Raw genomic sequence first — 14,399 nt, 5'->3', positions numbered from 1 at the left:
GTTCCCTAGACTCGGATCATGTCGCTCACGCTCGATTCCTCGTTGGAGGATGCGCTCGGTGCGGCGTCTGCCAAGACGCTCGGTCGCGCCTTCGGCATGAAGAGCGTCGGTGACCTTCTCGCGCACTATCCTCGGCGCTACGCCGATCCGGGCGAGCTGACTCCGATCCGCGACCTCCCCCTCGGCGAGACGGTGACCATCGTCGCGGAGGTGCTGTCGTCCAGCTTCCGTCGCATGCGCAATCGTCCGGGAGCCATGGTCGATGTCGTGATCGGTGACGGCATCGGACGCATGTCGTTGACGTTCTTCGCGAAGAACGTCGGTGCTGCCGAGTGGCGATCGAAGGATCTGGCGGTGGGACGAAGGGGCGTGTTCTCGGGAAAGGTCGGCGAGTTCAACGGTGTGACGCAGTTCGCGCACCCCGAATACGAGCTGTTCGACGACGAGGACTCGGCCCGACGCAGTGCGGATGCGCGGGCCGCCGTCCCGATCCCGATCTATCCGGCTACCTCGGCGATCCAGACCTGGCAGATCGCTCGACTCATCGGACGCGTGCTGGATGATCTCTCCGACGCGCCGGACCCGTTGACGGCGGAGATTCGGGAACGAGAAGAGCTGCTCACCGCCCGCGAGGCCCTGGAGCTTGTGCACCGTCCCCGTACTCGCAACGATATCGATCCCGCCGTGCGAACCCTGCGCATGCACGAGGCGCTCACCTTGCAGACCGCGCTGCTCCAGCAGCGCGATGCGATCCGTGCCCTCTCCGCCACCTCACGGCCTGCGCGTGCCGGCGGACTGCTCGAACGCTTCGACGCGAGCCTCCCGTACACGCTCACGCCCGATCAGGAGACGGTGGGACACCAGATCGCCGAGGATCTCGTGGGTTCCTGGCCGATGAACCGGCTCGTCCAGGGAGAGGTCGGTTCGGGTAAGACCCTCGTGGCTCTCCGCGCGATGCTGCAGGTCGCCGAGAGCGGCGGGCAGGCGGCGCTGATCGCTCCGACAGAGGTGCTGGCGGGTCAGCACCTGCGTTCCATCGCGAAGATGCTGGGTCCCGATCTCGCGCCCCAGCTGATGCCGACGCTGTTGACCGGTCAGATGCCGGCGGCCGAGCGTCGCAAGGCTGCTCTGCGGGTTGCTTCCGGTCAGGCGCTGATCGTCGTCGGAACACACGCGCTGCTGGGGGAGAAGACCACGTTCGCCGACCTCGGCCTGGTCGTGGTCGACGAGCAGCACCGGTTCGGTGTCGAGCAGCGCGAGGCTCTACGGGCGAAGGGGTCGAGCCCGCATGCCCTCGTGCTGACCGCGACGCCGATTCCGCGGACGGTCGCGATGACGGTCTTCGGCGACCTCGACACCTCGGTCATCCGCACCATGCCGGCCGGGCGCGCGGGTATCGAGTCGTTCGTGGCGCCGCTCGCTGAGCACCCGGGGTGGTTCAACCGTGTCTGGGAGCGCGCTGCGGAGGAGATCGCTCAGGGACGACAGGTCTTCGCCGTCTGTGCAGCGATCGACACCACCAAGAAGACGACGGAGGCGGGGGAGCAGCCGTCGCTCGCTCCAGAAGGGGCCTCCGGGCCGCGATGGGGCGTCGTACAGCTCGACGAAGCCCTCGCCACCCATCCCACTCTGGGCGGATTGCGCCGCGCCGTTCTGCACGGTCGTATGCCGTCGGACGAGAAGGACGCGGTGATGCAGTCGTTCGCCCGGGGAGACATCGATCTGCTGCTCGCCACCACGGTGATCGAGGTCGGCGTCGACGTGCCCAACGCCTCCACGATGATCGTTCTCGATGCCGATCGTTTCGGCGTCTCGCAGCTGCACCAGCTTCGAGGGCGCGTCGGTCGAGGGGGTGTGCCGGGGCTCTGCCTGCTCGTGACCGAGGCTGAGGCCGGGTCGCTCGCCCGTGACCGCGTCGACGCGGTCGCCGCCACGCTCGACGGGTTCGCCCTGGCGGAGGTCGATCTGGAGCTGCGCGGCGAGGGCGATGTGCTCGGCGCCGCACAGGCGGGTGTGCGCTCTTCTCTGAAACTCCTCCGCGTCGTCAAGGATGCCGGCCTCATCACGCGTGCGCGCGAGGTGGCGGAGAGCATCCTCTCCGTCGATCCGGATCTGGCCGACCACCCGGGCCTGCGCGAGGCGATCGGACGACGTGTGAGCGACGAGGATCGAGCGGCGCTGGCGAAGAACTGAACCGGAACCGGCGTGCCCTAGGCTGGAAACATGAGCAGCCGGATCGCCGTCGTCCCGGGTTCCTTCGATCCGCCGACCCTGGGTCACCTCGATGTGATCCGGCGCGCGGCCGCCCTTTACGACGAACTGCATGTGCTCGTCGTGCACAACCCGGGCAAAGAGGCGATGCTGCCGATCGCACAGCGGCTCTCCCTGCTGGAGAAGTCGATCGCGGATGACGGCATGCAGGGCAACATCGTGATCGGTTCGTGGAGCATGGGCCTCCTGGTCGACTACGCCCGCGATGTCAATGCCGGGGTGCTGGTGAAGGGTATCCGCTCGCAGATCGATGTCGCGTACGAGTCTCCGATGGCGATCGTCAACAGGCACCTCGCCGGTATCGAGACGGTGTTCCTTCTGCCCGACCCGTCGCACGCGATGGTGTCGAGTTCGCTCGTGCGCCAGGTGGCTTCCCTCGGCGGCGACGTGACCCCGTTCGTTCCCGCAGCGGTGGCAGATTTCCTCGACACCGGTTCCCGCGGTATCTGAGTCCCTTCCCTGAGCGCGCGGTCAGGGCGACCGCTCGCGTCGGCCGGTAGCATGGAACGGTGCGCTCTCGAATGAACGGCCCTTTTGTCCTCCCCGTCCGCGACATCGTCCGGCGCCCGGGAGAGATGCGCGAGCACGAGTTCACCGTCGCTCTCTCCGAAGCCTGGGGTGAGGGGATCGTGTCCTACGAGGCGGGATCCGAACTCGATCTCGACGTCCGGCTGGAGTCCGTCCACGAGGGCATCCTCGTGTCGGGAACCGCTGACGCCGAGTACGTCGGTGTGTGCGGAAGATGCCTCATCGACATCACTCGGCCCGTCGAAGTCGAGTTCCAGGAGCTTTTCGCGTATCCTGGTGAGGAAGAAACTGACTTCGAGGTTCAAGACGACCACGTGGATCTTGAAACTCTCGTCAGGGATGCGGCCGTACTGGCACTTCCTTTTCAGCCGGTGTGTCAGCCGGATTGCCCGGGTCTTGACCCGAAAACGGGTGAACGACTGACCGTGAGCACCGGAACGGAGCAGGCCGCTCCCATCGATCCTCGGTGGAGTGCGCTCCAGAACATCACAGACCAAGACGGCACGGAAGAATCTCGTGCCGCCGAGAAAGAAGAGAGCTAGTCATGGCTGGTAACCCCCCGAAGCGCAAGGTATCCCGTTCGAACACCCGCTCGCGCCGCGCGCAGTGGAAGGCGGCGCCCGTCGCGCTCGTCAAGACGATCGAGAACGGCCAGGTCGTCTACAGCCGTCCCCACCAGGCGAAGGTCGTCACCGACTCGCAGGGCACGGAACTCTTCCTGGAGTACAAGGGCCGCAAGGTCGCTGACGTCTGAGTCGCGTACCGTGACGGAGGTCCCCGGGGGGACGAGGCCTCTCCCAGATAAGCTCCGCGTCGATATCGACGCGGAGCTTCTGGAGTTGGCCCTGACCCACCGCTCCTACGCGTACGAACACGGCGGCATCCCGCACAACGAGCGACTGGAGTTCCTCGGAGACTCTGTCCTCGGGCAGGCGGTGACCGTCATGCTCTTCACCACGCACCCCGACCTCGATGAGGGCGAACTGGCGAAGCGGCGTGCGAGCGTCGTGTCGACGGTCGCTCTCGCCGAGGTCGCTCGAGGGATCGACCTCGGCAGTCATCTGCTGCTCGGTCGCGGCGAAGAGCAGACGGGTGGCCGAGACAAGGACTCGATCCTCGCCGACACGATGGAAGCCGTCATCGGAGCCACCTACCTTTCCGCAGGTCCCGAGGCCGCCACGGAACTCGTGTTGCGTCTGACGAAACCGCTGCTGGCCGACCCGGAACGCTACGGCGCGGCGATGGACCCGAAGACCAGCCTGCAGGAACTCGCGGCCCGCGTCGGTGCGACGCCTCCGCAGTACTCGGTGGAGGCGAGCGGTCCGGATCACGACCGTCGTTTCGTGGCGACCGTCATCGTCGGCGACGTGATCATGACCGGTGCCGGCAGCAGCAAGAAGACAGCCGAGATGGCCGCGGCTCTCAGTGCCTGGCGCACCCTCAGCGAGCGTGCCTGAGCTTCCCGAGGTCGAGGTGGTCCGGGCGGGCCTCGCCCCGGCCGCGGTCGGATCTCTGATCACCGCGGTGAGCGTGTTCGACGAGCGAGCGCTCACGCGGCACGTCGCCGGCGCCGCCGATTTCGTCGCTCGTCTCGAGGGGCGGACCTTCACCGCAGCCTCTCGCCGGGGGAAGTTTCTCTGGCTTCCGCTCGACGATGAGGATTCCGCGCTCATCGCGCACCTCGGGATGAGCGGACAGATGCTGTTGCGCGCACCGGACGCCGGTGCCGAGCGGCATGAGCGGGTGCGCATCGGCATCGAGCATCCCGTCCACGGCGAACTCGCGATCGTTTTCGCCGACCAGCGCACCTTCGGGTCGCTCGCGGTCGATGCCCTGGTGGATGACGACGGTTCGTCGATTCCGACGCAGGTCGCGCACATCGCCCGCGATCCGCTGGATCCGGCTTTCGACGACCGGGCGTTCCGTGCCGCTCTGGCGCGACGCGGGAGCGCGATCAAGCGCGTGCTCCTCGACCAGGGCGTCGTGAGCGGGATCGGCAACATCTATGCCGATGAGTCGCTGTGGGCGGCGCGCATCCACCCGGAGACCCCATCCGACCGACTCTCCACACAGGCGGTGCGCCGACTGCTGAACGAGGTGCGGCTCGTGCTGGCGAAGGCGCTCGCGGAGGGCGGCACCAGCTTCGATGCGCAGTACGTGAATGTGAACGGCCAGGCCGGGTACTTCGCGCACTCGCTCAATGCCTACGGGCAGCAGGGAAAGCCCTGCCCGCGATGTGGCACACCGATCATCCGGGAGAGCTTCATGAATCGCGGTTCGCACTTCTGCCCGCGGTGTCAGCGGCTCCCGAAGTAGGTCGCGTGCTCGGGCCGGGAGCCTGAACGCTGTGTGCGTCAGGCTCCCGGCCCGTCAGTCACCGCAGGTGCGGAGTGGCGGTCACGCCGTCTGGAAGGAGCGCTGGAGCAGCGGGCGGGTGGCCCATGTGGTCGCCCACACCACACCGATCCCGACGGTGACCACGAGCGCGATGGTCATCAGAGAGACCGGAGCCGTGATCAGCGCGATGCCGACGAGCGGGAACACCAGGAGCGCAGCCACCAGCGCCGACCCGATCGCCGTCACCAGCAGAGGCGACATGATCGCGCGTCGGCGTGCCCGGTCCACGGTGTCGAGCGGCATTCCGAGGTGGTGCAGGCTGCGGTGCAGCTCGCTCTGGTCGAGAACGTCCGAGGCCTGATTGACGCCGACGGACGCCGCGACCATCAGGAAGGAGCCGATGAGCGTGATGATGAGTCCCGTGCGGATGTCGTCGGCGAGCGCGATGTCGGCAGCGGCGGCGTCGGAGTCGCTCATCATGCTCATCAGCGCCACTCCGGTGCCGGCGAAGACGGCCATGAAGCTCGCCATGGCGATTCCACCCACCTGGCGCCAGGCTGCCTTGGGCGAGTCCAGCACGATGCGTGCGGCCAGCAGCCGCTCGGGTCGCTCGGCGCGACGCAACTGACGCGATGCCGCGACCTTGAGCACCCACGGTCCCACGAGATTCAACACACCGAGTGCGGCACCGAACAGTCCCGCGAGGACGACGATCGTCATCACGACTCCACCCACCGAGGGGAACACCTTGATGAGTGCGAACGCGATGGCGATCGCGCCGGCTGCCAGTACTGCTCGAATCCAGTGCACCTTCGGCACATCAGTGCGCGTACGGACGCCCAGCGGCGAGATGACGACGCGACGAAGTCCGATGACGGCGCTGGTGGCTGCGAGCGCGAGCACGGCGACCACGACGATGACGGTCTGCAGCGGAGGGAGGACCACGGCCGCGAAACCGAGCGGCTCCCCGCGGAACGGGATGAGTCCGATGAGCGGACTGATAGCGACATGCGCGATGACGCCGGCGAGGGCGCCGACCGCCGCGACGAGGACGGACTCCGTGACCGTCGCGATCGTCACCCCGCCAGGTGACACACCGAGCAGGCGGAGGGTGGAGAGCCGTTCATCGCGTCGACGCGCGGAGAGACGAGCCGCTGCCCCGCCGAGGGACATCAGCGGCACGACCAGGAGAACGAGAGCGATCGCTGCAAGCCCCTGGTACAAGGGTGCGAACTCATCGGTCCATCCCCAGAAGGACTGTGCGCCCCCGATGACCGTGAGCACCAATGTGGTCACGACCCCGAACGCGACGACGGGTAACGCGAGGACGCTGCCCTGTCCGGGCGCCGGACGCAGGAGGAGCGCCAGCACGTTACGATTCATGCGGCCACCGCCGAGGAGATGATACGTCCGTCGCGCACGGCGATCGTACGGGAGCAGCGGGCGGCCACCTCCGGGTCGTGTGTGACCACGACGAGTGTCCGCCCCTGCCCGGTCGTCGACCACAGCAGGGCGTCCATCACCTCGGAGGAGGTGGTCGAATCGAGCGCACCGGTCGGTTCGTCGGCGAAGACGAGCTCTGCGCCGGTGGCCTGTGCGCGGGCGATCGCGACGCGTTGTGCCTGACCGCCGGAGAGCTCGCCGATGCGGCGTTCCTCCATACCGGCGAGTCCGAGGGCCGCGAGCCAGGATGCTGCGTGCTGTACGGCATCCTGACGACGGACGCCGTTGATCATGGATGCGAGAGCCACGTTCTCGACGGCGGTCAGCTCGGGAATGAGAAGCCCCTGCTGGAAGACGAAGCCGAACCTCTCGCGACGCAGACGCGACCGCGTGGACTCGCCGAGTGCGGTGACCTCGATCGGGGCGCCCTCGGCGGGGCGGAACAGTACGCTGCCGGAATCGGGGGCGGTGATCCCGGCCAGCACGTGGAGGAGCGTGGTCTTCCCCGATCCGGAGGCGCCCATGATCGCGACGGCCTCGCCACGATGGATCGCGAGGTCGACACCGGCGAGAGCGCGGGTCGTCCCGAAGTTCTTGATGAGGGCGTGGGCTTCGATCACGGGGATGTTCATGGTTCCAGCCTCGCCGAGCGATCCTGCGCCGTCGTCGCCCCGGCGGATGACCGCGCGGGCCCGACGTCATCCCGAAGAATGAGATCGGGTCCGCGCGTACCTCAGATCTTCTTCTGCCACGCGCCCGCGTACGACACGGGCACGAAGCCGATCGCCTCGTTGATGCTCAGCATCGGTCGGTTCTCCTCGGCGTTGAAGGTGGAGACGACGGTCGAGAGAGGCATGAGCTCGCGCCATCGGAGCAGGTTCGCGCACTTCACGATCGTGCCGAGGCGGTGCCCTCGGTGCTCCTTGCTGACCAACGTTCCGAACTGATGGGTGACACCGGTGCGATCCGCGGCGATGAGCAACTCGTTGTAGGCGACGAGCTGGCCGCTCGGTACATGTTGCACGGCGGCCACGGACACCGTCTGACCCGCACCGAGAAGTCGCGCTTCGCGGCGGATGACGCGGTCGGCGTCCCAGTGTTCCTCGGCGAAGTCCATGTCGCCGCTCGGGGCATCCGTGGAAAGACGTGCGAGCACGGCGGCGAAGCCGTCCCGCCACTCCGGAGGCGTCGGCATGTTCCACTCGACGATGCGGTAGTCCGGCCCGGCGAACGCGCTCGCGTCCGCCAGAGCATCACGGAGCGGGCCGACGTCGCTGTGCAGGTCATACTCACTGTTGCGCTCGACCTGTTCCAGCGAGTAACCATGGTCCTCGGCGAGCTCGGAGAGCGGGGTGGCGGGGATGCGTCCCCATCCCGTTCGAGGCACGAGCATCCGGTCGGCTTCCACGGGACGGTGGAGACTCCAGATCTGCAGGACGGTTCGCCCGTGAACGCGTGCTTCTTCTTCGGCGCGGTCGAGCAGAGCGGCCTCGACGCCGAGCCCCCAGTGCGCTTGCGGAACCAGCAGGTCGATCTCGGCCGCATGGGCTTCGGCCTCCTGGGCGAGTGTGACCGTCACCATGCCGATGATCTCGTCATCGATCCGTGCCACGAACCCACGGTCGAGCGCGTCGCTGTCGTCCTGCCAGTTCGGCAGCATCTGCGCGGCGTCCGGGGCGAGATCGGGGAGTCCCACCTGCTCGTCGCACACGAGTCGGTTGAGGTCTCCGTACGCGCGGAACTCCGCGGCGTCGTCGGCATCCAGGGATACCGGCACGATCAGCGGTGTGATGGTCGGTTCGGTGGTCTTCATGTCAGTTTCTTTCGTGCAGGTGCTCAGGGTGGTGATCGAGGCCGGGTGTCTACGGGATGCGGCGTTCGCGCCACGAGGAGACGGAACCTCTGTGTGCGCCCGCCCGCGGACTACACGGGCGGGCGCACTCAGAGGGGGACGGTGCTGCGGAGGGCGACCGCTGAATCGCGGCGTCAACGCATTCCGCGCTGCATGTCATACGTCAGCAGTGCGTACGATTCCGCTGCCGAACGATGACGCTGCTCACCGAGCAGGAACATGTCTGCCGGATCGATGCGCAGGCCGCGACGCGGACGTCGGGGGCGCTGCGCCCTCTGGAAGAGCCAGAGGCCGATCCGGAGGGAGAGACGATCGGCGAGCGACAAGCGGCGCAGTTCGTCGGGGCGGGGGATCTGGAGGACCTCGCGGTCCTCGGTATCGGGCGGGTGGATGTCGCTGCGATGCAACGTGGTGTTCACGATGGTTCCTTCGAAAGGGATGGTGGTGATGGATGCGGAAGCACCGCACGCCGACAGCGGAGCGGTCGGGAACGATGCGGAGGAAGCGTGGGTCGGCGGATGCCACGGAGCGTGGACGCCATACGCGGAGAGGAAGTCGTGATCTGCGGTGCAGATCAGCAGACGGGGCGCGGAAGAGCCGGCCGGAGAGGGCCCACTACGGGCCCGAGATCTCGGGGTGCGGTTCTACGAGAGAGCGCTGATGCGGACGCCGGCGGTTACCGAGAACGCAAAGCGCGGCGCAAAATGCGCGGGCGCGGCGAGGCCAGTGGCCTGTGCGTTGAGCTGAGTCGTAATCATCGGTAACCTCCTTTCGTGTGGCGATCCGGAGGACACGGTAGCGAATCCGCGCGGCGGACGTCAAGCGCCTGCGGTTCTCCTCGGCGTGTCGCGCGGTTCCCGAGTTCTCCCACCGTCCGCGCGGGATGAGGCTCCAGGCCCGGAATTCCGGTAGCGTAGCCGCGTGATTCTCCCCGGACGAGCGGCGCCCCCATGCATCTGAAGAGCCTGACGCTCAAAGGGTTCAAGTCGTTCGCGCAGCCGACCAGCTTCGTGTTCGAACCCGGCGTCACCTGCATCGTCGGACCGAACGGCTCGGGCAAGTCGAACGTCGTGGACGCGCTGGCCTGGGTGATGGGTGAGCAGGGTGCGAAGACACTGCGCGGCGGCAAGATGGAAGACGTCATCTTCGCGGGTACCTCGACGCGCGGCCCGCTCGGTCGTGCTGAGGTACAGCTCACGATCGACAATGCCGACGGTGCCCTGCCGATCGAGTACGCGGAAGTGACGATCAGCCGCACGCTGTTCCGCAACGGCTCCAGCGAGTACGCGATCAACGGCGAGGGATGCCGACTCCTCGACGTGCAGGAGCTGCTGAGCGATTCCGGACTGGGCCGGGAGATGCACGTCATCGTCGGTCAGGGTCGCCTCGACACGGTTCTGCAGGCGTCGCCCGAGGATCGTCGAGGGTTCATCGAGGAAGCCGCGGGAATCCTCAAGCACCGCCGCCGCAAGGAGAAGACTCTCCGCAAACTCGACGCGATGGAGACCAACCTCACTCGGTTGAGCGATCTCGCCGGAGAGATCCGCCGGCAGCTCAAGCCGTTGGGGCGTCAGGCAGAGATCGCCCGCGAGGCGCAGACGATCGCCGCCGTCGTGCGCGACGCGAAAGCCCGTATCTTCGCCGACGACGTGGTCGCACTGCGCGTCGCGCTCGCGGACCACACACGCACCGAACAGGAGCGTCACACCGAGCGTCTGGTGCTCTCGGATCAAGCCGAGACGGTGCGCGCGAACATCGCGCGGCTCGAACAGGATCAGAACTCGGTCGCGGTCGATCAGGCGCGCAGCGTGGCGTTCGGGCTTGAGCAGGTTCAGGAGCGGATGCGCGGGCTCTACACCCTGGCGAATCAGCGTCTCGCTCTCCTCGGCACCGACGATGACGACGCCGCGGTCACTGCCGTCACCGTGACGCAGGCCACGATCGACGAGGCGAAGGACGAGATCGACGCGATCTCCGCCGGGCTCGGAGATGCTCAGGACGCCGCGGCGGCTGCCAGCCGTGAGGTGGTGCACGCCCGAGCGGAACTCGACGCGCTCGACGTCGACATCGCCGAGCAGAGCGCCCTGGTCTCCGAGTACGACATGCGCCTCTCCACCTTGCGCGGGACCGCAGATGCCGCATCCTCAGCCCTCGCCGCAGTGCGTGGCGCCGTGCTCCGCCAGGAGAACGCGCTCGAGGCCGCGAACGCACGCAGGCGCGAAGCCGCCGACGCACTCGACGCGATCGACGACGCGGAAGCTCCTGAGGGCACGGCCGTCGAACATGCCGCCGCGTACGACAGTGCGCAACGGGCAGCGACCGCCGCGGAAGCGGAGCGTGAGACCCTGCGCGAACGTCTGCACGCCGCAGAGCGCGAGGTCGATGCGCTCACGGCCAAGGCTTCGGCGCTGAGCAGTGCTCTGGCGTTGTCCGGTGGGGCGGCGGAGATCGTCGAAGCGGGTGGAAAGGGTGTGCGGGGACTCGTCGGAGACGCTGTGCAGGTCCGAACGGGTTTCGAGGCGGCCATCGCCGCGGTCCTCGGTCCGCTCGCGGAGGGCGTGTTGATCGACTCCGTGGACGACGCCTTCGCGTCGGCGAAGGAAGCGGCGGAGCAACGCAGGGGAGTGGTGGACTTCGTCATCGCGAATGCGGTCCGTGGCGACGTCGTGACTCCGACGATCGCCGGAGTCACGCCCGCCGTCGATACCGTGACAGCGCCCGACGGCATCCTCGGCGTGCTCTCGCATGTCCTGATCGCGGACGACCTGGATTCGGCGCGATCGGCGCGGACAGCGCTCGATGTCGCGGGTGACACGGCGACGACGATCGTCACGGTGGCCGGTGACGTCCTCACCGCGCATACCCTGCGCACCGGTTCCGGCGGAGAGCGATCCCGTCTGGAACTCGCCGCCGAGCGGGATGCCGCTGCCGAACGTCTCGCGGAGATTCAGATCGTGGTCGACTCGCTTCGTGAGGCCCGCCGCGACGCCGAGGACGCCGTCGAGACGACCAGGCGTCACGCGAAGGACGCCCTGCGCGCACTCCGTGAACACGATGCTGCTCTCGCCACGCACGCCGAGCAGCTCAACCGGGTCACGGTGCGCCATGAGTCCGCCGTCGCCGAGTGCGAACGCCTCGAGACCGGGTTGGCACAGGCGCAATCCGCCGTCGCCGAGGCCGAGGCGAAGTCCGAAGCAGCGAGGACGGCGCTGGACGATGCCATCGCGACGCCGAGGCCGGTGCTCGACGCTTCCGCGCGCGACAGCCTGCTCGAGGCGCTCGAGGTCGCTCGCGAGGGCGAGGTGCGGGCGCGGCTCGAGATCGAGACGCTGCGTGAGCGTGTGCGTGCAGCGCAGTCCAGGGTGGTGTCTCTGGAGCGCCAGCGTGAGCATGAACGCGATGCCGCGGCCGAGGCGGCACGGCGAGCAGTCATCCGTCGCGCGCAGCGCGAGGCGGCCTCGGGGGTGGTCGAGGAACTGCCGCGCATCCTCGACTCGCTGGATCGATCGGTGACGGAGGCACGTCTCGCCCTGGGCGAGGCCGAGACCGCGCGCTCGGCGCAAAATCAGGAACTGGTCGGCCTGCGCGCGCAGGAGAGTTCCCTGCGAGAGCGCCTCGCCGGGCTCACCGAGAGCGTGCACGGACTCGAGCTGCAGATCCACGAGAAGAAGCTGCATCTGAACAGCCTGCTCGAGCGCGTCTCCTCCGAGCTCGCTCTCGATGAAGATATTCTCATTGCGGAATATGGCCCTGATCAGCTTGTTCCACGGGATCCCGGTGCTGAACCCGCCGAAGGGGGGCACGACGACACGGCGATACCCTTCGACCGCCGGATTCAACAGCGACGACTCGCGGAGGCGGAGCGCAAGCTCGCACAGCTCGGCCGCGTCAACCCGCTGGCGCTCGAGGAGTTCGCCGCGCTGGAGCAGCGGCACGCCTTCCTCACCGAGCAGCTGGCAGACCTGACCCAGACGCGCCAGGACCTCCTGACGATCATCACCGATCTCGATGACCGGATGCAGACGATCTTCGCGAGTGCTTTCGAGGACACCAAGGAGGCATTCGGTCAGGTGTTCCCTCTGCTGTTCCCCGGTGGAACCGGCAGTATCTCCCTGACGGATCCCGACAACATGCTGACGACAGGCATCGAAGTGTCCGTCCGCCCTGTGGGGAAGAAGATCGAGCGTCTGTCACTGCTCTCGGGCGGCGAACGATCCCTGGCGGCCGTGGCGCTGCTCGTCGCGATCTTCAAGGCGCGCCCGAGTCCGTTCTACATCCTGGACGAGGTCGAGGCGGCGCTCGACGATGCGAACCTGGGGCGATTGCTGACGGTGTTCGAACAACTGAGGGAGAGTTCCCAGCTGCTGGTGATCACGCACCAGAAGCGCACGATGGAGATCGCCGATGCCCTCTACGGCGTCTCGATGCGGCAGGACGGCGTATCCGCTGTCGTGGGTCAGCGTGTCGGCGACCGGGCAGCGGCGGTATAGGGGCGCGCACGGGCTTGCGCGCGGAGCATCCACCCGCGCAACCCGTAGGCTGGAGTGATGGCGGAGAAGTCCTGGTCTCTTGGTCGCGCACTGCGCGGCATGTTCGTCAAGCCCACCATCGATGAGACGACCTGGGAGGACCTGGAGACCGCTCTCCTGACGGCCGACTTCGGCCCGGACATCAGCGAGCGCGTCGTGGATGAGCTGCGTGCGAAGGTCGACCGGTACCGCACCACCGACCCCAAGGATCTCCAGCGGATGCTGCGGGAGACGTTGGAGGAGCACTTCGCGAAGTTCGACACGACGCTGAAGCTCACCGAGCGTCCAGCTGTCGTCCTCGTCGTGGGCGTCAACGGCGTCGGGAAGACGACGACCATCGGCAAGTTCACGAAGTTCCTCCGTGGCTATCAGCGCAGTGTCGTGGTCGGCGCGGCCGACACCTTCCGCGCGGCCGCGGTCGACCAGCTCGCCACCTGGGCGCAGCGCGGTGGAGCCGCGATCGTGCGGCCTCAGCAGGAAGGTCAGGATCCGGCATCCGTCGCGTTCCAGACGGTCGAGTATGCCAAGCGCGAGGGCATCGAGATCGCCATCATCGACACGGCCGGGCGTCTGCACACCAAGGGCGGCCTCATGGACGAGCTCTCGAAGGTCCGGCGCGTGATCGAGAAGCAGGCGCCGATCAGCGAGGTGCTGCTCGTGCTGGACGCCACCACGGGCCAGAACGGTGTCATGCAGGCCGAGGCCTTCCTCGAGCACGCCGGCGTCACCGGACTCGTCCTCACCAAGCTCGACGGGTCGGCCAAGGGCGGGTTCGTGCTGGCGGTGCAGGAGCGCACCGGTATCCCGGTGAAGCTGCTCGGACAGGGCGAGGGGATCGACGATCTGACCGGTTTCACCCCCCATGTGTTCGTCCAGTCGTTGGTCGGTTGATGACGGGACTACCGCAGTGAGCACGAGGCTGGTTTCATAGCGTTATGGCGATCGAACACGACTACTTCGGACTCCTGTCCTCAGGCCCGGACGGCTCGATCTTCTGGTCGGAGACAGTGGAGCTCGGCGACCAGAGTGTCACCGTCGATCTGACCGCGCCGGATCAGGACGACGTTTCCGCGGATGCGCTCGACATCGCCGCATCGCTCATCGCAGGCCTCGAGAGCGTCGACGACACGGCCCGGCGTGGCATGCTCGCCGAAGTCGATGACCGCACGAGCGAGGTGACCGAGTACATCCTCCAGCAGCAGGAGACGTACGGCGACGATCTGCCGGATGTCCTCGTCGATGTCTCGGGCGATGCCGCCGTCGACATCATCCGATCGCTCCGGTTGATGAGCATGACGATCCTCGCCGATGAGCACGGAGGCTCTGAACCGTTCGCGGTGCTCGAGTATGCGCTCGACGACAGCTCGACGGACGACGTGCTGCTCGTGAATCTCGGCTCGGACGGCAGCGTTCAGTCCGTCATGAGCGCGGACTGATCC

The 14,399-nt window shown here is 67.4% G+C and carries 13 protein-coding genes; 9 read left to right on the top strand and 4 right to left on the bottom strand.

Features of this window, described 5'->3' with window-relative positions; genetic code table 11:
- The first annotated feature begins 18 nt into the window (after positions 1-18).
- The 6 genes from MST3598_RS09550 to mutM all read left to right on the top strand — a co-directional run bounded on the left by MST3598_RS09550 (position 19) and on the right by mutM (position 5,115).
- Entirely contained in the window at positions 19-2,193 is a 2,175-nt protein-coding gene (locus MST3598_RS09550) for an ATP-dependent DNA helicase RecG (RefSeq protein WP_029259088.1), read from the top strand.
- Positions 2,194-2,223: 30 nt separating this feature from the next.
- Positions 2,224-2,721, top strand: coding sequence for a pantetheine-phosphate adenylyltransferase (gene coaD / locus MST3598_RS09545; protein ID WP_029259089.1), 498 nt, complete (start codon positions 2,224-2,226; stop codon positions 2,719-2,721).
- Positions 2,722-2,792: 71 nt separating this feature from the next.
- Positions 2,793-3,341, top strand: a complete 549-nt coding sequence (locus tag MST3598_RS09540) for a YceD family protein (RefSeq protein WP_021200437.1) — start codon at positions 2,793-2,795, stop codon at positions 3,339-3,341.
- A gap of 2 nt (positions 3,342-3,343) precedes the next feature.
- A complete protein-coding gene (rpmF, locus tag MST3598_RS09535) occupies positions 3,344-3,553 on the top strand; it encodes a 50S ribosomal protein L32 (protein WP_017830754.1) in 210 nt (69 codons plus the stop codon).
- A gap of 10 nt (positions 3,554-3,563) precedes the next feature.
- A complete protein-coding gene (rnc, locus tag MST3598_RS09530; RefSeq protein ID WP_029259091.1) occupies positions 3,564-4,256 on the top strand; it encodes a ribonuclease III in 693 nt (230 codons plus the stop codon).
- Positions 4,249-5,115 (top strand): bifunctional DNA-formamidopyrimidine glycosylase/DNA-(apurinic or apyrimidinic site) lyase, encoded by an 867-nt coding sequence (mutM, locus tag MST3598_RS09525; protein WP_021200439.1) that lies wholly within the window; start codon positions 4,249-4,251, stop codon positions 5,113-5,115. Before rnc ends, mutM begins: the two co-directional genes overlap by 8 nt.
- An 81-nt stretch (positions 5,116-5,196) precedes the next feature.
- Here the strand turns inward: mutM and MST3598_RS09520 are convergent, their stop codons facing one another.
- The 4 genes from MST3598_RS09520 to MST3598_RS09505 all read right to left on the bottom strand — a co-directional run bounded on the left by MST3598_RS09520 (position 5,197) and on the right by MST3598_RS09505 (position 8,850).
- Complete coding sequence (locus MST3598_RS09520; protein ID WP_029259092.1) at positions 5,197-6,519, bottom strand: FtsX-like permease family protein; 1,323 nt, start codon at positions 6,517-6,519, stop codon at positions 5,197-5,199.
- Positions 6,516-7,211, bottom strand: coding sequence for an ABC transporter ATP-binding protein (locus tag MST3598_RS09515; RefSeq protein ID WP_029259093.1), 696 nt, complete (start codon positions 7,209-7,211; stop codon positions 6,516-6,518). Before MST3598_RS09515 ends, MST3598_RS09520 begins: the two co-directional genes overlap by 4 nt.
- A gap of 101 nt (positions 7,212-7,312) precedes the next feature.
- Positions 7,313-8,392 (bottom strand): GNAT family N-acetyltransferase, encoded by a 1,080-nt coding sequence (locus MST3598_RS09510; RefSeq protein ID WP_029259094.1) that lies wholly within the window; start codon positions 8,390-8,392, stop codon positions 7,313-7,315.
- 173 nt (positions 8,393-8,565) lie between these two features.
- Positions 8,566-8,850, bottom strand: coding sequence for a hypothetical protein (locus MST3598_RS09505; protein ID WP_021200443.1), 285 nt, complete (start codon positions 8,848-8,850; stop codon positions 8,566-8,568).
- Between the two features lie 531 nt (positions 8,851-9,381).
- Here MST3598_RS09505 and smc point away from each other — a divergent pair.
- From smc to MST3598_RS09490, 3 genes are read left to right on the top strand one after another with little or no spacing between them, the layout of a single operon-like run.
- Complete coding sequence (gene smc, locus MST3598_RS09500) at positions 9,382-12,921, top strand: chromosome segregation protein SMC (RefSeq protein WP_029259095.1); 3,540 nt, start codon at positions 9,382-9,384, stop codon at positions 12,919-12,921.
- A gap of 57 nt (positions 12,922-12,978) precedes the next feature.
- Entirely contained in the window at positions 12,979-13,851 is an 873-nt protein-coding gene (gene ftsY, locus MST3598_RS09495) for a signal recognition particle-docking protein FtsY (RefSeq protein ID WP_029259096.1), read from the top strand.
- Positions 13,852-13,895: 44 nt separating this feature from the next.
- Positions 13,896-14,396, top strand: a complete 501-nt coding sequence (locus MST3598_RS09490) for a DUF2004 domain-containing protein (protein WP_017830742.1) — start codon at positions 13,896-13,898, stop codon at positions 14,394-14,396.
- Positions 14,397-14,399 lie beyond the last annotated feature (3 nt).

Origin of the sequence: Microbacterium sp. TPU 3598 (genome assembly GCF_002356155.1) — a bacterium.
GTDB classification, from domain to species: domain Bacteria; phylum Actinomycetota; class Actinomycetes; order Actinomycetales; family Microbacteriaceae; genus Microbacterium; species Microbacterium maritypicum_A.
Note: the sequence above shows the minus strand (reverse complement) of the source record. Positions and strands in the feature narration are given on the sequence as shown.

What these genes read in the sequence shown, in the direction of transcription:
- MST3598_RS09515 (WP_029259093.1), bottom strand. Translation starts at nt 7,211, where the DNA reads ATGAACATCCCCGTGATCGAAGCCCACGCCCTCATCAAGAACTTCGGG.
- MST3598_RS09550 (WP_029259088.1), top strand. Translation starts at nt 19, where the DNA reads ATGTCGCTCACGCTCGATTCCTCGTTGGAGGATGCGCTCGGTGCGGCG.
- MST3598_RS09490 (WP_017830742.1), top strand. Translation starts at nt 13,896, where the DNA reads ATGGCGATCGAACACGACTACTTCGGACTCCTGTCCTCAGGCCCGGAC.
- rpmF (WP_017830754.1), top strand. Translation starts at nt 3,344, where the DNA reads ATGGCTGGTAACCCCCCGAAGCGCAAGGTATCCCGTTCGAACACCCGC.
- coaD (WP_029259089.1), top strand. Translation starts at nt 2,224, where the DNA reads ATGAGCAGCCGGATCGCCGTCGTCCCGGGTTCCTTCGATCCGCCGACC.
- smc (WP_029259095.1), top strand. Translation starts at nt 9,382, where the DNA reads ATGCATCTGAAGAGCCTGACGCTCAAAGGGTTCAAGTCGTTCGCGCAG.
- ftsY (WP_029259096.1), top strand. Translation starts at nt 12,979, where the DNA reads ATGGCGGAGAAGTCCTGGTCTCTTGGTCGCGCACTGCGCGGCATGTTC.
- MST3598_RS09520 (WP_029259092.1), bottom strand. Translation starts at nt 6,519, where the DNA reads ATGAATCGTAACGTGCTGGCGCTCCTCCTGCGTCCGGCGCCCGGACAG.
- MST3598_RS09510 (WP_029259094.1), bottom strand. Translation starts at nt 8,392, where the DNA reads ATGAAGACCACCGAACCGACCATCACACCGCTGATCGTGCCGGTATCC.
- MST3598_RS09540 (WP_021200437.1), top strand. Translation starts at nt 2,793, where the DNA reads ATGAACGGCCCTTTTGTCCTCCCCGTCCGCGACATCGTCCGGCGCCCG.